Genomic DNA, 21182 nt, shown 5'->3' on the forward strand with positions numbered 1-21182 from the left:
CCTTATCTAGCTGTTTTACCACCGTCAACCGGTATGACAGCTCCTGTGATAAATGCAGCCCCATCAGTGGACAACCAGACACAAGTTTTTGCAACTTCTTCTGGAGTTGCCATTCTACCCAGAGCGTAAGATTTCATCCTTTCCTTTTTTATTTCTTCTGGATTAGGAACATTGGCATAAAATACATCGTCCATTTCTGTTTGAATCCCACCGGGACAAAGGGCTACCACACGAATCCCAGCAGATCCGTATTCTAAGGCCGCAGATTTTGTGAGTCCGATGATTCCGTGTTTTGTCATGGAATATGGACCCGCTTTTTCTTTTCCTCGAACACCCAATGCAGAAGATACATTGATGATGACACCACCATTCCCTTGGCTTAGGAATTGTTTTAATTCAAATTGCATGGAAAGAAAGGTTCCTTTTAAGTTTACGTCCATCACAGAATCAAAAATATCTAATGGATAATCCGCAGTGGCTTTCAAAACTCCGGAGATACCTGCATTATTGACGGCTACATCAATGGATCCATATTTAGAAACAATTGATTCAACAAAATTACGAACTGCTTCCGATTGTGTGACATCACACTTAACAAACATTCCAGTCCCACCCTGTTTTTCAAGTAGAGCCAAAGTTTCTTCGCCTTCTTGTTTCCTTCTTCCACAAAATCCAACCACATAACCGGCGTTTGCAAATTCTAGAACGATGGATCTTCCAAGTCCAGAAGTTCCACCTGTCACTAATGCTATTTTTTTTCCGCTCATTGGATTTCCCTTTCTTCGATCAAACGTCCATAACGATTGATTGCTTCCTTTACATTTGCCCGGTCGAGTTCTGAAACGGATTCAAAACGAAACCCAGCAAAAAAAGTGTCTTCATTATTATCGTCTTCTTTGACCCATAATAAAATACAAGTTCCATGAACGAAACCGACAATATCGAAATGCATAAAAAATTCAAGTTGCCCGCTGTTGGCTAAATCACCTGGATGGATTCCCGAACACCGCACCATAAATCCAGAACTGGAAATATTTTCAATGGTAGAGACAATATTACGTCCGTTTTCCCTAACTGAAATATTATTTTTAAATTGATCCAAAATTCGAAATCTTGGATCAATTTCATACACTTCTTCCTGCGTGCTTTTTAAGCGTTTGTATACTTTTAACGGCAGAATACTGGCAGCCATTTCAATGCGAGTGATTTCCTGGTTTTCCTGATAAGCAGTGATTTCCAACTTCGAATAATTCCAATACCCGGATTTACTATATTTTAGCTCTTTTGCGATCGCACGAAGTTTGATCGGCATATTCATCTTTGCATATTGGAAAAATTCAGAATTCAAATATAATAATAAAAAGGTAACACCTTCAAAAGGAACTTTTCCGTACATATGATTACAAGAAATTCCAAATTGTCTAGCAGCTTCTACAATCTGCATTCCAGAAATATGTTTTAGATTGGGTGGTGAAAAAAATTTATGACTAGGAGGAATATAAAGATTTGCGAAAAAAGTATCTTTTTTAGGAATTTCTTCAAATGGTTCGAAGATTGCAGAGATTTTTGACTTCTCTACATTCCCAACATAGTAATCCCTACGTTTGATAATTTGAAGGATTCGAATTTCATCTGATTCCGTAACCTTGTCGTTTAGAACAAAACTTTGTAAATCCTGATCAAAATGATAGAATGTACTAATAAAGTCCTTTTGTGTATCATCTATATCTGCTTCTGCTAAAATTCTTTCAGCCGATTCTTTACGAATGCGATAGGGAATGGTTTTGAGTTGGTAATGTGTTCCACTAGTATCTTGTCTTTTTGCGTAGTATTGTAGCAGAAAGTCAATATCGTCTGGATTAAGTTTAGGAAAAACATGTTCTTCCATGATAACCGCAGAGATCATCCTCGGAAGAGCACGTCTTATGTTCGAAACAAAACTATCGTCTTGAAAATAAGTGCGAGTGTATCGTTTATCGAGAGGTAAAACTGAGGGGAATTCTTCTTTTTCAAAAACCTTCATATGAATCAACCGGAAATCTGTTCTAGGGTTCGTCCGTAGATTCCGATAAGATAGAATTCAGCGCAACTAAATTAACAAGGAATTGACAAATTTATGTCAAATTCACCTAACTATCGTTACTGAACATGGTGCATAATGCACAACACGATCAGATACACTTCCCATAATGAATCTTCCTAAAATTCCATGACCTCGGCTACCAATCACAATTAAGTCTGCTTTTTCTTTTTCAGCTAGTTTGCATATTTCTTCAGCAGGATAACCTTCTAAAATCACACGTTCCCATTTTACTGTTGTCTCATCCAGAATTGGATGTATTTTTTCAAAACGTTGTTCGGAAATCCATTTCACACGGTCTTTGCCCGCAGGTGCTGCATCATAATATCCTGGCAATGGACCAAAATCCTCAATCACTTCTACAATGTAACACTTTGCATTGCTTGCTTTTGCGATTGCTAATCCAAATTCCAACGCTTTGGCAGAACTAGGAGAGCCATCGATGGGGATGATCAGTTTTTGAATCAATTTTTCCATACAAGAATATTAACACCTTCTCCGTTTTCGGAAAGTGAAATTCCTTTGATAAATGTCAAAATCTCTGGATCAAAACCTGTTTTTAGGATTCTATGAAAATGAACTTGGGTATTTAGTTTAAGTTTTGAGTGGGATTATTTTTTCCCACCCTCATCTTCTTTTGTTAAGTAATAGGCTACAAGAATCGGTAATGTTGTGACAAGAATCACAAACACAGCAACCACATTTGTGACAGGCCTTTGTCTCGGACGAATGAATTCTGTTAACATCCAAATGGGAACTGTGGATTGTTGGCCTGCAGTGAATGTAGTGACGATCACTTCATCAAACGACAATGCAAATGATAACATACCACCAGCTAACAATGCCGTGGCGATATTTGGCAAAATCACAAACCGAAAGGTCTGCCATGGATTAGCACCGAGATCCATTGATGCTTCTACCATAGAATGAGAACTTCTTCTGAGCCTTGCAAGTACATTGTTATACACAGTCACAATACAAAATGTGGCGTGCGCAATCACAATGGTCCAAGTGCTAAAAGGAATTCCAAAAAGAGACATGGCAGAACGAAGAGAAATCCCTGTTACAATTCCCGGAAGTGCAATGGGTAAAATCACAAGAAAGGAAATGACTTCCCTTCCAAAAAACTTACTACGATACACAGCAAGACAAGCTAAGGTTCCGAGAATGATGGCCATAAGCGTAGAAATGGTTGCGACTTGAGAAGACAGGATGATTGCTTCCCAAATGTCATTTCTTTCCCATGCCACTCCAAACCACTTGAGTGTAAATCCTGGTAATGGGAATTGGAATGTTTTTTCATCTGTAGAAAAAGCATACATGATGATGATAAAGAGAGGGATATGAATAAAAAGAAACCCAAGGGTAGTGGCAACTTTTAGTCCAATGGTTCCGAGATTCCATTTAGAGGGCATCAAAAGCTCCTAATCGTTTTGCGATCATGAGGTAAACCATCATAATGATGATGGGTATGACAGAAAATGCAGCCGCCAAAGGAATGTTACCTGCTGTTCCCTGGTGTGTGTAAACGGCCATCCCAATAAAATAACTAGAATTTCCAATGATGGTAGGAATAATATAATCACCTAACGTAAGCGAGAAGGTAAAAATAGAACCGGCCACCACTCCTGGGAATGCTAGTGGTAATATCACTTTTCGAAATGTTTGCGCCGGGCCTCCACCCAAATCGGCGGATGCCTCGAGTAAAGATTTAGGAATACGTTCTAACGAGGCTTGGATCGGAAGGATCATATACGGAAGCCATATATAAACAAAAACAAGAAACATCCCAATGTAAGAAAATGATAGAGACGTTCCCCCAATCACGGGAATGGAAAGAATCACATCAAGTAGATGCAAAAGCCCAAGTTCGTTCAAAATCCAAGTTAAGATCCCTTCTTTTGCCATAATCAGTTTCCAGGAATAAACTTTTACAAGGTAACTTGACCAAAGTGGCAACATCACACCCAAATATAGAATGGGTTTTAACTTTGGACCTGCATACATCGCCATATAATAAGCAATAGGAAAGGCAATGATGGCACTCACAACCGTAACAGTAAATGCCATAGTTGTGGTACGAATGATGATATCCCAATTCGTACTTTGGCGGAACAGATCATAATAAGATTCTAAAGTAAATTCTCGTTTGATGACTCCCGAAAAAGAATCAATGGAGAAAAAACTTTGGATGAGGAGAGTGAAAAGCGAACCCAAATACACAACCCCAAGCCAAAGGAGAAGGGGTGCGAGTAATAAAAATATCGCAAGGCCCTTACGATAGAATAGAAAAGTAAAAAACTTATCAAAGGTACTAGTCATTTACAAATCCTCAAAGTAAATGCATGTCAGAATCTTTCCAACCCACAAGAACTTCCGAACCAACTGCAATGTGATCTGCAGAAATTTTTAGGTTTTGAGTGGATGCAATGATACGAGAACCATTCGGAGTTTCAAAATGCATCTTAGAAGTAGCACCTGAATACACTTGGCTTTTCAATATGGCTTTAAAAGTTCTATATCCTGTGGAGTGATTGTCTTCTTTAGCGTTGGCAAATACATGGACTCGTTCGGGACGGATCATTCCTTTCCCATTTTGACCCGTGAGTCGTTTGGTCTCTTCTATAGAAAGAATATTAGAAGTTCCTACAAAGTTGGCAACAAATTCTGTTTTGGGACGATCGTATAATTCTTCTGGTGTCGCAATTTGTTCCACCTTACCTTTATTAAAGACGGCAATGCGATCCGACATAGAAAGGGCTTCCTCTTGGTCGTGAGTGACAAAGATAAAAGTAATCCCTACTTCTTTTTGGATGGCCTTGAGTTCCAATTGCATCTCTTCTCTAAGTTTTAGATCGAGGGCACCCAGCGGTTCATCTAACAAAAGAACACCCGGACGATTGATAAGCGCTCTTGCCAGTGCAATCCTTTGTCTTTGTCCACCAGAAAGTTCAGAAGGTTTACGATTTCCCACATCGGGCAAACGAACCATCGCAAGCATTTCTGAAACTCTCTGGTTCACTTCATTTGTAGGAGTTTTTTTGATTTTTAATCCATAACCCACATTTTCCGCAACCGTCATGTGGGGGAATAAAGCATAGTCTTGAAAGACTGTGTTCACATTTCTTTTGTAAGGCGGGATGCCTGTGACATCAACACCTTCCAAAAGAACCCTTCCTGAAGTCGTATCTTGAAACCCTGCCACCATACGGAGACAAGTTGTTTTTCCCGACCCGGAAGGGCCTAACATCGAAAAGAATTCACCTTTTCTAATCCCGAAGGAGACATCATCCACCGCTATAAATTGATCGAATTTCCTTGTTACATTTTGAAATTCAACATCGTAAACTTGGTCCATTCCTTCTCCTTCAGAACTCTTATAATGTTAGGATCTTATTTACTTCCAATGATGGAAATATAGTCTTCAGCCCATTTTTTGTAAGGTATACATTTTCTTCCACCGGAACAATCTTCTTTTGGAGTTCTCCAGAAAGAGATTTTTTCAAAGTTGTTGAATCCGTTAACCGCACAACCTGTGTCTCCAAGAAGAGCGTTTCCTTTACAAGCAGAAGGAACGGAAGGCACTGATCCAAACCAAGAAGCAAGATCTCCTTGTACTTTTGGAGAAAGTGAATGTTCAATCCATTTGTATGCACAGTTTACGTGTTTGGAATCTTTATGAAGCATGGTGCTATCTGCCCAACCAGTCGCACCTTCTTTCGGAACGATAGAAGCAACAGGTTGTTTTTCACCAACCAGTAGGTTTACTTGGAATGGCCATGTAGAAGAAGCAACAAGTCCTTCTTTTTTAAAGTCATCCACTTGCACCATTGCATCATGCCAATACTTTGGAACGAGTTGTCTTTGTTTTTTTAATAATTCAATAACAGCTGCATATTGTTTTTCATCCAATTCGTAAGGATCTTGGATTCCGAGTTCTGGTTTAGCTTGTTTTAAATACAATGCAGCATCTGCGATGTAGATTGGACCATCAAACGCTTGTACTCGGCCTTTGTTTGATTTTCCATCAGCCAATACTTGTTCTTCAAAAACGACATTCCAACTTGTAGGAGCTTTTTTGAAAACTTTTGTATTGTACATAAGAACGTTTGGACCCCATTGGTAAGGAACACCGTAATGTTTTCCTTCCACTGTATGCCAAGGAGCATTTTGTAAACGAGAGTCTACGTTTTTCCAACTTGGGATAAGGTCGGTATTGATCTCTTGTACCTTACCACCAGCAACCAATCGAAGTGATGCATCACCAGATGCAGTGACAAGATCAAATCCACCTTCATTCATGAGTGCTACCATCTCATCAGATGTAGCGGCAGTTTTTACATTTACTTTACAGCCAGAACTTTTTTCAAATTCAGTGACCCAGTCATATCCTTTGTCTGTTTCACCACGTTCAATGTACCCCGGCCAAGCTACGATGGAAACTTCTCCTTCGCCTTGTCCGATTTCGGAAACCTTAGTTTCTTTTTTGCCGCAGGCAACCGTGAATGCGATTGCGAGAACTGCAACAGAAGAAATCACTCGTTTGTATGAATCGAATTTCATAAACCTATGTGCTCCTGGTTTTACTTATGTCAGGAATTAGATACCAAGAATTCAAAATTAAGCAACCACTTCCTAGGTTTTCAAAAAAAAGGTAGGAATTTTTCTGCCATGGGATTTCGATGAAAGCACAGGTTTCGTATGAAATACATCAAAGACAAAGACCTTTTCCGACAAGAAAACTTCATTGGTGGGGTATGGTGCCCTGCAGAAAACAAAAAAGAAATTTTAGTAAATAACCCAGCAAACGGTGAAATCATCGGAAACATTCCTCTTTCTGAAGAAAAAGATACAATGGCGGCGATACGTTCTGCAAAACTAGCACTTGCGGATTGGAAATCACGTCCTGCAAAAGAAAGAGCAGGAATTTTACGCAAATGGTTCCAACTCATGATGGACAACCAAGAAGACCTTGCCCTCATCATGACACAAGAACAAGGGAAGCCCCTAACAGAAGCTAGGGGAGAGATCGCTTATGCAGCATCTTATATCGAATGGTTCGGCGAAGAAGCAAAACGTTCTTATGGAGATATCATTCCATCTCATAGAAAAGATACAAGGATTTTAGTTTTAAAAGAACCAATTGGTGTGGTGGGAACCATCACACCTTGGAATTTTCCTGCGGCTATGCTTGCAAGAAAAGTAGCACCAGCCCTCGCAGCAGGTTGCACCGTTGTTTCGAAACCAGCAGAACTCACTCCCTACTCTGCTTTGGCAATGGCAGTTCTTGCGGAAAGAGCAGGCCTTCCCAAAGGCGTATGGAATGTATTAGTGGGTGATCCAATTAAAATTGGGAAAACCATTTTAGAAAGTAAAGAAGTTCGTAAACTTAGTTTTACAGGATCCACAAACACAGGAATTTATTTGATGGAAAAATCAGCGGCCACTTTAAAAAAACTCTCACTCGAGTTAGGTGGCAATGCTCCCTTTATTGTTTTTGAAGACGCTGATATGGACGAAGCCATCAAAGGAGCCATGTTATCCAAATATAGAAACACAGGACAAACTTGTGTCTGTGTAAATCGTTTCCTAGTCCAAGCATCCGTTGCGGAAGTGTTTTCTAAAAAATTAGCAGAGAAAGCGAAAGAACTTGTGGTTGCGAATGGAATGGAACCGAATGCACAACAAGGCCCACTCATTAACGATGCCGCTCTCGCAAAAGTAAAATCACATATTGCCGATGCTCTTTCCAAAGGAGCAAAAGTTTTGACCGGTGGAAAAGAACACACTCTCGGTGGTAATTTTTTTGAACCTACCGTGCTTTATCCCGTAAACTCTTCCATGGTTGTCACAAAAGAAGAAACCTTTGGACCAGTCTCTTGCATCCAAACTTTCCAAACAGAAGAAGAAGCCATTCAATTGGCCAACGACACTGACTTTGGACTCGCTTCCTATTTGTATACAAAAGATATGGCTCGCATTTTTAGAGTCGCCGAACAACTAGAATACGGAATGGTGGGAATTAACGAAGGACTCATTTCTTCAGAACAAGTTCCTTTCGGTGGTGTCAAATTCTCTGGAATGGGACGCGAAGGTTCTAAATACGGACTCGATGATTATACAGTAACCAAATATCTCTGCCTCGGAGGAATCACATGACGGGCAATCAAAAACAAACCAACCAAACCCTATGGGAAAGAAGACTGGCAAACGTTCCCAGAGGTGTTACAACCGCCTATCCAGTGTTTGCTGAAAAAGCAAAAAATGCAGAAATTTGGGATATCGAAGGAAAAAGGTTTATCGACTTTGGGGGTGGGATTGGTGTCCAAAACACTGGACATTGCCATCCGAAAGTGGTAGCTGCCATCCACAAACAAGTGGACCAAGTTTTGCACACTGCTTTCCAAATTATGCCTTATGAACCTTATATCGTTCTTGCAGAAAAACTAAATGCCAAAGCACCAATTGAGGGCGGAGCCAAAACCATCCTTTTTTCATCGGGAGCAGAGGCTTTAGAAAATGCAGTGAAAATTGCAAGAGCAGCTACAGGACGACCAGGGATCATTAGTTTTCTTGGCGGGTTTCATGGAAGGACCATGATGGCCCTTGCCCTCACAGGAAAAGTAGTTCCTTATAAAAAAGGATTTGGACCCTTTTCGAGTGATGTTTACCACATCCCCTTCCCTATGGAATACCATGGTGTGACAGAAGATGACTCCATCAAAGCCCTAAACAATTTGTTCAAAGCAGACATTGATCCTTCTCGAGTGGCAGCCATCGCCATTGAACCCGTGCAAGGTGAAGGTGGATTCTATATTGCTTCTCCAAGTTTCCTAAAAAAACTCAGAGCCATTTGTGATGAACATGGAATCCTTCTCATTGCTGATGAAGTACAATCCGGATTTGCAAGAACAGGAAAACTGTTTGCGATCGAACATTCGGGAGTCAAACCAGATCTCATCACGACTGCAAAATCACTGGCAGCAGGGATGCCTCTTTCTGCGGTGATCGGAAAAACTTCGATTATGGATGCAGTAGAACCAGGTGGACTCGGCGGGACCTATGCCGGAAACCCAGTGGCTTGTGCCGCAGGGATTGCTGTGATGGATCTAATCGAAGAAGAAGGAATTTTAGAGAAGTCTGTCAAACTCGGTAAACTATTAATCTCTGAGCTAAACGAAATCAAAAAATCTTATCCTCATATTGGCGAAATACGTGGGTTAGGTGCTATGGTAGCTTTCGAACTAGTAGAAAATGGAGACGCAAATAAACCTTCTGCTGATTTAGCAAAAAAATTAACAGCAAAAGCTTTGGAACATGGACTTGTTTTACTCTCTTGTGGTGTGTATGGAAACGTAATTAGAATTCTTGTTCCGATTACCGCGGAAGAGTCCATTGTTAAAGAGGGCCTAAGTATCATAACAAAATCACTAAAGGAAATTTAATAACTTACATGAAAGAATATAAACTTTGGATTGATGGGAAGTGGACAAACACAAGCGGCGGAAAACTCATGGACATCGAAGATCCCGCGACTGGCAAAAAAATTGCCAAGGTGATCGATGCGAGTGTCGCCGACGTAGACAAAGCAGCCAAGGCCGCTCATAAAGCTTTTTATGATGGAAGATGGTCGGGACTCACTCCAGGCGAACGTTCCAAAGCCATTTGGAAACTTGCCGATCTTTTAGAAGAAAAAACCAAAGAGTTTGCAAAAGCAGAATCTCTGAATGCAGGAAAACCCTATAAAAACTTAAGCCTTGCAGGAGACATTCCTTTTGCTGTGGATAACATCCGTTTTTTTGCAACGGCAGCTCGTGATGTACATGGAAGCCGTGCGAACGAATACCAACCGGGATATACATCCATTTTACGTCGGGAACCGGTTGGTGTGGTTGGTCAAATTGCTCCTTGGAACTACCCTCTTCTTATGGCAGTTTGGAAATTTGGACCCGCTCTTGCCGCCGGTTGTACAATCATTTTAAAACCAGCACCAGGAACACCAATCACCTCTCTTATGTTAGCTGAGCTAACAAAAAAAGCAGGAATCCCTGATGGTGTGATCAATATTATAACAGGTGGAAATGCCACAGGCCAAGCGATTGTCGACCATCCACTTGTCAGAATGGTATCTCTCACAGGTTCCACGGGAACGGGAAAAAATATTATGAAGTCGGCTTCTGATTCCCTAAAACGAGTGCATTTAGAACTCGGGGGGAAAGCGCCACTTCTTGTTTTTGATGATGTGGATGTAAATCTTTTTGCCGCCAAAGCAGCATTTGGTGCCACTTGTAATTCAGGACAAGATTGTACAGCCGCGACAAGAATCATTGTTCCGAAAGCCTTACAGAAAAAAATCACCGATGCTGTTGTAGATGCAATGAAAGCTATCAATGTTGGTGATCCCTTTAATGACAAAACTGAAATGGGCCCACTTATCTCTGCCATCCATAGAGAACGTGTCTTAGGGTTTATGGATCGTGCAAAAAAACAAGGGGCAAAAATTCTGACTGGTGGAACCATTCCTAAGGGCCTAGACAAAGGATACTTTTTTGCACCGACTGTCATCACTGATGTCAAACAAAACTATGACGTCGTGCAGAACGAAATCTTTGGACCAGTTCTTACCATCCAATCGTATGAGAAAGAAGAAGAAGGAATTAGACTCGCAAATGATGTCAATTACGGCCTTGCTTCTTCCATTTGGACAAAGGATGTAGCGCGCGCTATGCGAGTTGCGAAACAATTTGAATTTGGAACCGTTTGGGTCAATGACCACCTTCCACTTGCTTCGGAAACTCCCCATGGTGGATTCAAACAATCCGGATTTGGGAAGGATCTCTCCATTGAATCTGTAGGTGATTATTTAATCACCAAACATGTAATGGTGGGCGGGGTTTAAAAACTTAGTTACAAATAAAGCCAATCGGATGTCTAAGAGACTATGGCATCTCAAAAGAATCCGATTGTTTCTATTTTTCAATGGTTAGCACCAAGATTCCATCTCTTTGATGATTTGGATAAACCAGGCACGATTGAGTCCATCAAAAAAGGTGCTGAACTAAAAGGATCCAACCTCTGGACTTTGATCTTTGCCATTTTTATCGCAAGTATCGGACTCAATGTCAATTCCACCGCGGTCATCATCGGTGCTATGCTCGTTTCTCCTCTGATGGGACCCATTGTGGGGATTGGATTTGCTGCGGCAACAAACGACTTCGACAACTTAAAAAAATTCCTTCGCACATTGGCACTGGCCACACTCGCAAGTATAACCACTTCCTTTATTTATTTTTCCTTATCACCCATTAGCGAAGCACAGTCGGAACTACTCGCAAGAACCTCACCAACCATTTACGATGCCCTGATTGCCATCTTTGGTGGTGCCACAGGAATCATTGCCAACACAAGAAAAGAAAAAGGAACTGCCATTGCAGGTGTTGCCATTGCCACGGCTCTTATGCCCCCACTCTGTACTGCGGGGTATGGACTTTCCCAAGGGAACTGGTCTTATTTTTTTGGGGCTAGTTATCTTTACCTAATCAACTCCATCTTTATTGCCATCACTACTTTTATTTTTGTGCGGTATATGGAATTTCCAAAAGTGAGTTGGGGTTTGTACAAAGAAAAAGAAAGAAAGGTCAAAATTTATTTAGGAATATTTACACTGATTCTTCTCATCCCATCCATCTTCACTGCCTATCAAATTGTAAGGACATCTTACTTTAAAGGAAAAGCAGAAGAATTCATTCGCAGTGAAATTTTGATTGATAACCGGCGAGTACTCGAAAAAGAAATCAGATACGAAAAAAATCCGACAATTGAACTCACGATCATTGGCCCAAAAATTGATGAAACACATGAGAAAGAATTACAAAACAAATTAAGATATTACAACCTAACAAACACTAAACTCGTTTTACACCAAGACCTATCTACGACGAATGTAGATAAATTAAAATTCGAAATCCTTTCTGAAATTTATAAAAACCAAATGAATTATGGGCAAACAAATACAGAAATGATTTCAAAAGAAATTCAGATTTTTTTCCCAAATCTAGTTTCTGCCAGTTTTACAAAAACCAAAAAGTTTGCTATGAACGAAAACGTATATTTGGATTCCAATCTTTTTGATTCGGAATGGACCAAACTCCCAACAGCGAATGAAAAGAAAAAATTAGAAGAGTATATCAAACTAAGAACGGGAGAAGAACAAATCGAACTGATTACAAGAGAAGTGTTAAAAAAATAAACGGAAGCTGATTAGAATTAAAATTCTATTTTAAAATTTCAGAGAATGATTTTAAGGATTCTATCTAGGGATTTAAGACAAAATGCCTTTAAACTAAGGCAGCTTGTTTTAAGAAGTCTTTAAAGGTATCGATGTCTTTTGTGAAAAATACTGGTTTCGGTGCTTTTGTTTCCTTCAAAAGAAAAACAATTCCTTGGTTGTGAAGAACCACCTGTTCCAATTCTTCTGGAGTGTAAGTATAAGTTACATTTCCTGAATGAAATAGAAACTTTCCATTTTCTTCTTTTAAAGTCCCTGAACCAATACGTTTGAAATTCTTCAGGCCATCTTCCATAGAATCAATGTCTGATGATTCTTCACCAAACGTAAGTTTACCGGAATAGTCCAAAAACAAAGTGCCTTCAATTTGAAACCGACTTTCTTTCGGAGCCGGTGGTTCCTGTTCCAAATTTCCATCTTTTGTGGGGAGTAGAACTTCGGATTTTTGAACTACCGAAGGAGTGACCTCTTCGGGCAAAGAATAAGATAAATGTCTATCATCAGAAATGGCACGTTCCCTTCGGATCCTTTCATCCAATTGTGGAGAAACAGAGGGAGTACTTGGCATTCGATATTGACCCGAATTTTGGGGTTTCCGTGTCTGGTAGGCTGCAGGTTTGGATTTTTGTGGGGATAAGGCTACGTATAAAAAACATAGGACACCCACAAGGATCATAGCAAAGGCAGCAAACAACATACTACCTATATTATCTTGCCAAACGACGATTCCCTTGATCACATTTTTTCTTTACAAGGGCTTCGGAAACGGAAACGCTTCCTTTATGTTCGAAGAAGAACCCTCTACCCTCAAAGAAAAAATCTATCGTGTGATTATTGCTGTCTTTTTATTCATTTTGGTCGGAACCCTTATCATCACTTTTTTGCCTGGGGACGCTGAACAAAGTCTTGTGGGCGCCATTACAGGCCAAAATTCGACCAAAGCAGGGACAATTGCTGGCCGCAGTATCCCCGTCGATTACTTCAATGCTGCCAAACGGGATTGTTATTACCGGTACCAACAATACGGCAGAGAAACCGCCCAAAATCCGGAACTTCTCAATTCCTGCGCCTTTTCTACTGTAAAAGAAATATACATAGCCAATGACATCGCCACAGCCGTGGGATTCCAAGTATCGGAAATCAGCATCAAACGTGAAATGTCCAAACAAGCACGTGAAGTGCATAAAGAATCGGTTTCGCAAGCTGGATACGGAGAAGAAGATTCTCGTTCCCTTTCCGAAATTTACCAACAAATTTACCGTTCTGCTCCAATGAATTACCGCATTGATACGGCTACGGGATATGCACTCTATCCAAACTTTTTGGAACAACCTCTGTCTCCTACGGAAAACGAAGTGGAGTTGGAAGATGAAGCCAAACGTGCGAAAATTTCTTTCCGAGTTGTTGCCATTTCCGAAGTCAACCTATTGAACGCCGTAGAAGCAAAGATCAATATTTCTGATGCAGAGCTACTCAACGAATACGAAAAGGAAAAAAAGGATGGTTCTCTTTCTAAAGATCCTTCTGGAAACTTTGTTAGTTTTGAATCCAGAAAACCCCTCCTACTTTCCAAAATGAAATTTGATCGCAAAAGAAAAGAAGTAGAGACTTGGAAAGGACGAATTGCTTCTAAAGTTTCCGAACCAAATGCACTGGAAGCCATTGCGGCGGAAACCCTCCAACCCATTGAAACCGTCTCTAATGTTTCTTTGTCTGACTTAAAACTAGTAACCTCCAACCGTGGCAATAGCTACCGTTTGGCGAACTCCGCAAAATTTTGGGAAACCCTCGCGAATGATCCTTTTGGCAAAAAAACGGTAGTAGGCCCTTTCTCCGACAATGACAAACAGGTCTATGTGGAATTTGGAGACCTAACTTACGGACAAACCACAGCCAAAAAACCCGCGGATCAGGCTGCAGATTTTTTGAAACAAAGGCAACTTCTTAGCTTTTTTCTTGAAATAAACCAGTCCATAGCAGCAGAATACAACGTAGAGAAAAAAGGCCTTCTCTCTTTAGAATAAATGCAAATTAAAGCCGACTTCATAAACCCTTTCCTGGAAGCAGCTACCATCGTTTTTCGCGATGTGTTACAACAGGATCTCATCCGAGGTAAAATCGGAATCAAAGATTCTCCGGCACCGAGCCATGAAATTGCAATCATCATCGGTGTGGTGGGTTCATTCAGTGGTGAAGTCGTTTATAGCATGAATTTAGATGCAGCGTATAAAGTGTCCCGGAAACTAGTTCCTGGCCTTTCCGATGAAGACGTAAAAAACGAATACAAAGACATCCTCGGTGAGATTGCCAACATGACCACCGGTAATGCAATGAACATTTTTACCTCTGCTGGCCAATCTGTAGAGATTACAACACCTAACATCCAAGAAACAAACAACACTTCGGTTCGGTTCAACAAAAAACCAACACTCTCCATCAACTTATATTCTAAGTTTGGCAGAATCGAAGTGAATGTTGCTATTGCTTAAATTTTAATTCTTAAATCGAAGAACCTAAAACCCGCAGTCTCTCGCGGGTTTCTTTTTTAAAATCATATCCAGGCATGGGAGTTTTCCCTTCCACACCATTCATATAGAGTTGGTAATACTTTAAAGAACGTTCCAAGTCTCTTTCTTCCCAACTACTTTCATAAACCTTTCCTAAGTAATGATGAGCCGGAAGAAACTCTGAGGATTCTTTGAAATTTTTGATGATATTCACAAGTTGGTGGGCCGCAGAACGAAATTCCTTTTTACGAATGAGAAGGATGGCCATCGCGTAATGCGACCTAGGTGTGAGTTCGGGATGTTTCGGGAATTCAGTCACAAGTTTTAAATATTCTTTATATGCCTTTTCTTCTGAATCGGGATTCCCGATGCGATCTAAAGAACGTGCCAGTTCAAACTGTGTTTTGATTTTGAGATCAGGGTCTTCTTGTTTTTCGACAAGACCCGAAGATTCTTTTTCCTTTCCATCCAATCCAAAAAGATTTGTGTTTTCCACTCGAGAAAACTTTGCCGCATCCCCTTCTTTCCCATAAGAATCAGCAAACTCTGATTCGGCGGACTTCTTTTGGTCTCTTGTCAAATAGGCTTTTCCTTTTTGGAAAGAAGCTTGGGAAGGATCGATCACTTCCTTCTTTTTTTTCTTTTTATCTGCCGGTTTTGATTTTGTTACAGAAGGAGTTTGATTCGCCACAACGGCAACATTTGAACCTGACTCGGCGTTGTTTGGATTGGGAGCAGAAGTAAGTGTTTTAGAATTTGTGTTGGAATCCGAACCTTCACTAGATAACCCATTGGAATTGTTCGTTACAGAATTTTCTTTTTTATCAGTATTAGAGTCTTGGTTCCAAGTTTCAGGAAAGGGCAAAAACAATTCGGTAGTTTCAGCCTGAATTCGAGAAACGCTGCTAATGATCATCAGTAAAAAAAATAAAGAAATTCTAAGGAACAGCTCCAAACAAAAATACAAAACCTTCATCGTAGATTTTTTGGAATTCGCTCCAAACTTCTAGGTTTTCCAAGACCTTCATTCGATTCCGTTGGTTTCGGTAACTTTAAAGTTTCCAAATTCTTTTCTTCGTTTTTTGCCTTCACTTTTTTTTCTAAATCAGAAACTCGGTCGAGCATCCTTTGCATCCGAAGGTCTGACTCAGAATCGGAATCAGATCCTGATTTTGTATCTTCTTTTGGGGTTACTGGTTGTACATCCAAAGGTGAAGGGATCAAACCATCACCTGACGGAGTGTAAATGGGAGGAACCGATGTATCTTCTGCTTTTCTATTTCTAAAGTCGTATTCTTTTCCTAAAAAATCTTGTTCTTCAGGAATTGTATCGTGGGTGTATCCATTGGATTCCCTTTCGCTGATAAAATCAAATTGCATCCTTCGGTTGGATTCGTATTTTAAATCTTCAGGATCGGACATACGAACGTCTTTCCGTTTTCGATTGTAATCCCTTTCAATTTCCAAAAGAAACAAACTTCGAGTGTCTTGGGCCAGTTGCATCCCTTGTGGTTTTGCATTTTCCCAACCATTGGTCCAACCCACATAAATCGCCATAATGAGAAAAAATACAAAAAGTGAGATGGCGATTTTTTTGAGTAGGTCTTGGACTTGCGATGGGATTTTGTCTACAAGTCCATCGACAGCACCCATCATTTTTTGGGTGTCTACATTGACTTTGGGTATGTTTATATTTTTAATATCCACTGGTTACTCTTCCGAAATTTTAAAGACAACCCTTCGGTTTGTCCCACGACCTTCTTCGGTCTGGTTGTCCGCTAATGGAACCGAGGGCCCGTGCCCCATCACAGCAATCCGTGTTTCTTCTATTTTATGTTTAGACTTTAAATAATTAGCAACCGAATTTGCTCTTTCCAGGGACAACTTTTGGTTGGCCGATTTGGTGCCGACATTGTCTGTATGCCCTTCAATTAAGATCTTTAAATTGGTCGATTTACGTAAAATCCCTGCCAATCTGTCTAATTCCGGCTCTGATTCTTTGGTGAGTTCGGCAGACCGGAAGGCAAAAAACAAATTGTTCATCACAATTTGGTTTCCCTTTTTCAACTTGGGTAGAACGAGCAGGACTGTTTTTTCTTTGTCTTCTTTTTCTTTTCCCACCAAATTGAGGTTTTGTGAAACTGGAAGGTATCCTTCCTTTTCTCCGTAAAAGCCGTAGTTTTCTTCATAAGGAAGGATGATACTAAACTCACCCGTCTGCGGATCACTCACAGTCGAGCCGATGGATTTTTTTCTAGTTAAAGATTCATACTGCACAAAGGCAGAAAGAGGTTTTCCTTCTTCATCTACCACTTTTCCTTTGATCACAACCACAGGTTCTGGTTGGAAATGATTTGGGATGGCAGCCATATACAATTCACCTTCCCTAGAAACATAGGCCCAGTTCCCAACGGCAGGAATGCTGAAAAAATTAACACCTCTTAGGTTAGGAGATAACTCTTGTGGTTCTGACCAAGAAGTCCAAGTATCATTCAACCTTCTTGTGATAAAAATTGAAATTCCTTCTTTTCTTCCGGACGAAGAAAAATATAAGGTTTTGTCATCAGGAGCAAGGAAAGGTGCCATCTCCTCTTCACCGGTATTTAAAGTATTTCCTAAATTGATCCCTTCTTCAAATACACCAGAATCATTTTGTAAACTTACATACAAATCCAACTTACCAAAATTTTTCTTTTGTTGGGCCGAATAAAGTAAAGTTCGTCCACTTGTGGCCAATGCAGATCCACCAAATACCTGTTGGTTTGGATTGTCTGCCTTTCTGTACCAATTGTAAAAACTTGGAAAGTTGATCGGAGTGGGCATTGACCAACCTGATTCCGTTTTATGAGTTTTATACAAAGGAGCGCGGTTTTGAATTTTATCAGTTCGTTCCTTATATTCTGATTCTAACTTAGTTAAAACAATATGAAACTCTTTTGGATTTTGGGCTTCCCTGGATGCAATTTGAGATTTGTACATCATCTCTCGTTTTAAGTTATCCAACATCTCTTCTTCACCAAAATTACCAAAAACAAATAGTTCGTTCCCACCGGGGAGAGCCGAAATCACAGCTGATGGGAAACGGTTATTAAGTGGTGTGGGGAGTTGTTCTCCTGGCATCCAAAATCCGTATTGGTCTCGTTTGGCGGCCCAGATTTTTTGTGTGGATCTTCCCCCTTCTCTGACAAGTGCCGTCCAAAACAAAATTTTTCCATCGGGAGTACACTGCGGGTTAAAAGAAAAAAGTCCACCTGTCACATAACGAGGGATTTTTTTCAAACTCCAATCTGGTGTTTTGCCAGATTCAAATGGTTCTACTTCATAACGAATGGGATTACAAGTCTCTGTTTGCACATCGCATAACATCCGTACCTTTTTCCCAGCCAAATAAGCCAATTCTTCTTGTAAAACACCTGACTGAATCCGAAAAACTTGTTTGTCTGTGCGGAGGAGATGTCCGGTATTTAAGAGGTCACCCTCCAAAACCTGGATTCCATTTTTTACACTTTGTGAGCTAATGAGCCCATTCCCAAAAAGGAGGAGAATGATGATGAGAATCCGTGCCATACCATACGAAATGTCGGTTGAAACCTCCGATTCCCTTAGAAAATTGACCTATGATCCAAGCTAGCGGCATTACAGTCTCCTTCGGGAAAAAACCCCTTTTCGAAAACGTCTCTATAAAATTCAAACCGGAATGCCGTTACGGTCTGATCGGAGCCAATGGTTCCGGAAAATCGACCTTTATGAAGGTTTTAGCCGGTATTTTACAGCCCACAGCCGGTTCTGTCGTCGTCGACAAAGACAAAAAGGTAGGATACCTCAAGCAGGATCACTACGAATACGAAAATGAGACCGTTCTGGGCACCGTCCTACGGGGAAATCCGGAACTTTGGGACCTTATGTCGGAACGTGATGCCATCTACGCGAAAGAGGACATGACAGACGAAGAAGGGATCAGAATTTCTGAAATTGAAGAACAATTTGCCGACATGGGTGGGTACGAAGCCGAATCTGTTGCCGGTGAACTTCTAGAAGGTCTGGGAATTCCCACCTCGGCCCATAGCCGCCCTTTAAACTTCCTTACGGGTGGATTCAAACTCCGAGTGCTTCTCGCCCAAGTATTATTCTTAAAACCTGATGTTCTCCTTCTAGATGAACCAACGAACCACTTAGATATCAAAACCATCCACTGGTTGGAAGAACTCCTTATCAATTACGAAGGTGTGGTTATAGTCATTTCCCACGACCGTCACTTCATCAACTCCGTTGCCACTCACATTGCCGATTTGGATTATAATACCATCCGTATGTTCCCTGGAAACTATGATGACTTTATGATCGCGGCTGAACAAACTCGCGAACAACTCATGAGTGATAGTAAACGTGCAAAAGAAAAAATTGCCGACTTACAAGAGTTTGTTTCCAGATTCTCTGCAAACGCCAGTAAGTCAAAACAAGCCACTTCCCGCCAAAAGATGATCGAAAAAATAAAAGGAGAAATGGTGGATGTAAAACCATCTTCTAGAGTGGCACCTTACATTCGTTTCAAGGCAAAACGAACTCTTGGAAAGGATGTATTTGAAGCAGTCAACATCTCCAAAGCCTATGATGGAAAAGCAGTCATTAAAGAATTTAGCACCTCCATTACCAAAGGCGAAAAGGTGGGGATTGTTGGAACCAACGGTGTTGGAAAAACCACTCTCCTCAAAATGTTACTTAAAAAATTAGAACCAGATTCTGGTCAGGTGAAATGGGGAGATTCAGTAGAAACTTCCTTTTTCCCACAAGACCACCGCGAAGCGATGGAACCAGATGCGGACACTCTCGTGGAATGGTTGTTACGTAACTCTCCCCAAGGAACCGAAGTACAAGAAATCCGTGCCATCCTTGGTCGAATGCTTTTTTCCGGTGATATGGCAAACAAATCGACGACAGTTCTTTCTGGAGGTGAAAAATCACGGATGATCATAGGTAAGATGATCCTTGCTTGTGACAACGTGATAGCCCTCGACGAACCTACAAACCACTTGGATTTAGAAACCATTGAAGCACTCAACTACGCCTTATCCTTGTTTGAGGGAACAGTGATTTTAGTTTCCCACGATAGGGAGTTTATTTCTTCCCTCTGTACTAGAATCATCGAAGTGACACCAGAAGGGATCAATGACTTCAAAGGAAACTATGAAGAATTTTTGGAGAGAGAAGGAAACGACTTCTACAAACGTCTGACTGGTGGTGCCGTAATCACAACTTAAAATTGTTTTTGCAGGGAGAGGTTGATCGATTGGATCTCTTTCCCTGCCATTAGTTCCGTTACTAAACTATAGTCACCCTGACCAATCTTAAAACCCAAACTTCCATAACCAAATCCCGATCTGTGATTGTGCCTTGTTGTTAGTCTGATCCCGATAGCACTCGGATTCGAACCAAAATCATCAGGATTTTCCTTTGTAGAAATGGCAGCAAAACGTGTGACCTGTATGGCCGTATAACCATGATTATAAACAACACCGATCCCAGGAATGATGGATAAAAATCCAATCGTATAGTTGTATTTTAAATCTAAAGAAACAGATGTAATTCTGGATTGATAAAACAAATCGTTTTGACCAATCCATCTTCGTTTATCTCCATCAATTCGAAACTGGGTAGGCCTTCTGTCATAAGCGCTGAGATAAATATCTTGGTTGGTTTGAAAAACTCCTATTCCAAAAGAAAACCCTGAATCAACCGGGAAATATCGAAGTACGGCCCCATAATTGAATACACGCCCATTCACATCCGTGTTCCGAATTTTTACGAAAGGAATATTGGCTGCACCAAACTCGTAAGGGAAAAAATGTGTAGTGAGGTTCCACTGTTTCGCAGTAGATCCATTCAACCACTCGCCTAAATTCACAGTATAACTAAAAGAAGGTGAAGCTGCTACTCCAGCCTTTGGTAGAGTCCTAAGTTCCGAATTTTCATAATAAAAATCTCGTGCTTTCTCTTGACCGCGAGAAACTGTATACCCAAGTCCTAATCTGTATCGATTCACATTAGAACCACCAGATTGGTTAGAGTTTAAATTTTGTAGTACTGCATTGTCACCCATGGAACGTAGGAATCCGTTGGTATATACACGATCAAAAACTGGCTCTGCAAAATTCCCGAGTATTTTAAATTCCATTGGAATATTGGAACATTCAGCTCCCACACAAACAACTTGTGCTTCAAGTTTCGTTCCAATGAAAGAAATCAAAAAACTAAAAAATAAGAGGGAAAAGGAAAATCTCATAATGACTTGCGACAAATGTTCGCGGTG

General features: G+C 40.6%; 19 protein-coding genes. 7 read left to right on the forward strand and 12 right to left on the reverse strand.

All coding sequences use genetic code 11. The features are described 5' to 3' along the window. Positions 1–2: 2 nt before the first annotated feature. The 7 genes from EHQ24_RS15890 to EHQ24_RS15920 all read right to left on the reverse strand — a co-directional run bounded on the left by EHQ24_RS15890 (position 3) and on the right by EHQ24_RS15920 (position 6643). Entirely contained in the window at positions 3–767 is a 765-nt protein-coding gene (locus tag EHQ24_RS15890) for an SDR family NAD(P)-dependent oxidoreductase (RefSeq protein ID WP_135602609.1), read from the reverse strand. Next, complete coding sequence (locus EHQ24_RS15895; protein ID WP_135602610.1) at positions 764–2023, reverse strand: AfsA-related hotdog domain-containing protein; 1260 nt, start codon at positions 2021–2023, stop codon at positions 764–766. Before EHQ24_RS15895 ends, EHQ24_RS15890 begins: the two co-directional genes overlap by 4 nt. A gap of 102 nt (positions 2024–2125) precedes the next feature. Beyond that, positions 2126–2557, reverse strand: coding sequence for a universal stress protein (locus EHQ24_RS15900; RefSeq protein WP_135602611.1), 432 nt, complete (start codon positions 2555–2557; stop codon positions 2126–2128). A 134-nt stretch (positions 2558–2691) separates the two neighbouring features. Beyond that, positions 2692–3495 carry an ABC transporter permease gene (locus EHQ24_RS15905; protein WP_135602612.1) on the reverse strand — a complete coding sequence of 268 codons (804 nt, stop codon included), beginning with the start codon at positions 3493–3495 and terminating at the stop codon, positions 2692–2694. Then, entirely contained in the window at positions 3485–4402 is a 918-nt protein-coding gene (locus EHQ24_RS15910) for an ABC transporter permease (protein ID WP_135602613.1), read from the reverse strand. Before EHQ24_RS15910 ends, EHQ24_RS15905 begins: the two co-directional genes overlap by 11 nt. 10 nt (positions 4403–4412) lie before the next feature. After that, positions 4413–5438, reverse strand: a complete 1026-nt coding sequence (locus EHQ24_RS15915) for an ABC transporter ATP-binding protein (protein ID WP_135602614.1) — start codon at positions 5436–5438, stop codon at positions 4413–4415. Positions 5439–5473: 35 nt separating this feature from the next. Further along, on the reverse strand, positions 5474–6643 hold the full coding sequence (locus tag EHQ24_RS15920) for an ABC transporter substrate-binding protein (RefSeq protein ID WP_135602615.1): 1170 nt from the start codon (positions 6641–6643) through the stop codon (positions 5474–5476). 138 nt (positions 6644–6781) lie between these two features. Between EHQ24_RS15920 and EHQ24_RS15925 the strand changes: the two genes are divergently transcribed. Genes EHQ24_RS15925 through EHQ24_RS15940 form a run of 4 tightly spaced genes read left to right on the forward strand, consistent with a single transcriptional unit; the run spans position 6782 to position 12329 of the window. After that, positions 6782–8239, forward strand: coding sequence for an NAD-dependent succinate-semialdehyde dehydrogenase (locus EHQ24_RS15925; protein WP_135602616.1), 1458 nt, complete (start codon positions 6782–6784; stop codon positions 8237–8239). Further along, on the forward strand, positions 8236–9525 hold the full coding sequence (gabT, locus tag EHQ24_RS15930) for a 4-aminobutyrate--2-oxoglutarate transaminase (RefSeq protein WP_135602617.1): 1290 nt from the start codon (positions 8236–8238) through the stop codon (positions 9523–9525). Before EHQ24_RS15925 ends, gabT begins: the two co-directional genes overlap by 4 nt. A gap of 8 nt (positions 9526–9533) precedes the next feature. Next, a complete protein-coding gene (locus EHQ24_RS15935) occupies positions 9534–10979 on the forward strand; it encodes a gamma-aminobutyraldehyde dehydrogenase (protein WP_135602618.1) in 1446 nt (481 codons plus the stop codon). Positions 10980–11021: 42 nt separating this feature from the next. Further along, positions 11022–12329 carry a DUF389 domain-containing protein gene (locus EHQ24_RS15940; protein WP_135602619.1) on the forward strand — a complete coding sequence of 436 codons (1308 nt, stop codon included), beginning with the start codon at positions 11022–11024 and terminating at the stop codon, positions 12327–12329. 88 nt (positions 12330–12417) lie between these two features. Here the strand turns inward: EHQ24_RS15940 and EHQ24_RS15945 are convergent, their stop codons facing one another. Then, positions 12418–13107, reverse strand: coding sequence for an LIC_11490 family protein (locus EHQ24_RS15945; RefSeq protein WP_244310477.1), 690 nt, complete (start codon positions 13105–13107; stop codon positions 12418–12420). Between the two features lie 43 nt (positions 13108–13150). Here EHQ24_RS15945 and EHQ24_RS15950 point away from each other — a divergent pair, with 43 nt between their 5' ends. Both EHQ24_RS15950 and EHQ24_RS15955 read left to right on the forward strand, forming a co-directional pair. Then, complete coding sequence (locus EHQ24_RS15950; RefSeq protein ID WP_135602620.1) at positions 13151–14392, forward strand: hypothetical protein; 1242 nt, start codon at positions 13151–13153, stop codon at positions 14390–14392. Further along, complete coding sequence (locus tag EHQ24_RS15955) at positions 14393–14857, forward strand: chemotaxis protein CheX (RefSeq protein ID WP_002974575.1); 465 nt, start codon at positions 14393–14395, stop codon at positions 14855–14857. It begins immediately after the preceding gene. A 10-nt stretch (positions 14858–14867) separates the two neighbouring features. Here EHQ24_RS15955 and EHQ24_RS15960 read toward each other — a convergent pair whose 3' ends face one another. Genes EHQ24_RS15960 through EHQ24_RS15970 form a run of 3 tightly spaced genes read right to left on the reverse strand, consistent with a single transcriptional unit; the run spans position 14868 to position 18442 of the window. Beyond that, on the reverse strand, positions 14868–15851 hold the full coding sequence (locus EHQ24_RS15960; protein WP_135602621.1) for a tetratricopeptide repeat protein: 984 nt from the start codon (positions 15849–15851) through the stop codon (positions 14868–14870). After that, positions 15848–16582: an LIC_11485 family protein gene (locus tag EHQ24_RS15965; protein ID WP_135602622.1), complete on the reverse strand. Its 735-nt coding sequence runs from the start codon at positions 16580–16582 to the stop codon at positions 15848–15850. The genes EHQ24_RS15960 and EHQ24_RS15965 overlap by 4 nt, the downstream gene beginning before the upstream one ends. A 3-nt stretch (positions 16583–16585) precedes the next feature. Further along, positions 16586–18442, reverse strand: a complete 1857-nt coding sequence (locus EHQ24_RS15970) for an OmpA family protein (RefSeq protein WP_135602623.1) — start codon at positions 18440–18442, stop codon at positions 16586–16588. A 50-nt stretch (positions 18443–18492) separates the two neighbouring features. Here EHQ24_RS15970 and EHQ24_RS15975 point away from each other — a divergent pair, with 50 nt between their 5' ends. Further along, complete coding sequence (locus tag EHQ24_RS15975; RefSeq protein WP_135602624.1) at positions 18493–20133, forward strand: ATP-binding cassette domain-containing protein; 1641 nt, start codon at positions 18493–18495, stop codon at positions 20131–20133. Here EHQ24_RS15975 and EHQ24_RS15980 read toward each other — a convergent pair. Further along, on the reverse strand, positions 20130–21155 hold the full coding sequence (locus tag EHQ24_RS15980) for an Lsa36 family surface (lipo)protein (protein ID WP_135602625.1): 1026 nt from the start codon (positions 21153–21155) through the stop codon (positions 20130–20132). The genes EHQ24_RS15975 and EHQ24_RS15980 overlap by 4 nt on opposite strands. Positions 21156–21182 lie beyond the last annotated feature (27 nt).

Source organism: Leptospira noumeaensis (genome assembly GCF_004770765.1).
Classification (GTDB): Bacteria; Spirochaetota; Leptospiria; order Leptospirales; family Leptospiraceae; genus Leptospira_A; species Leptospira_A noumeaensis.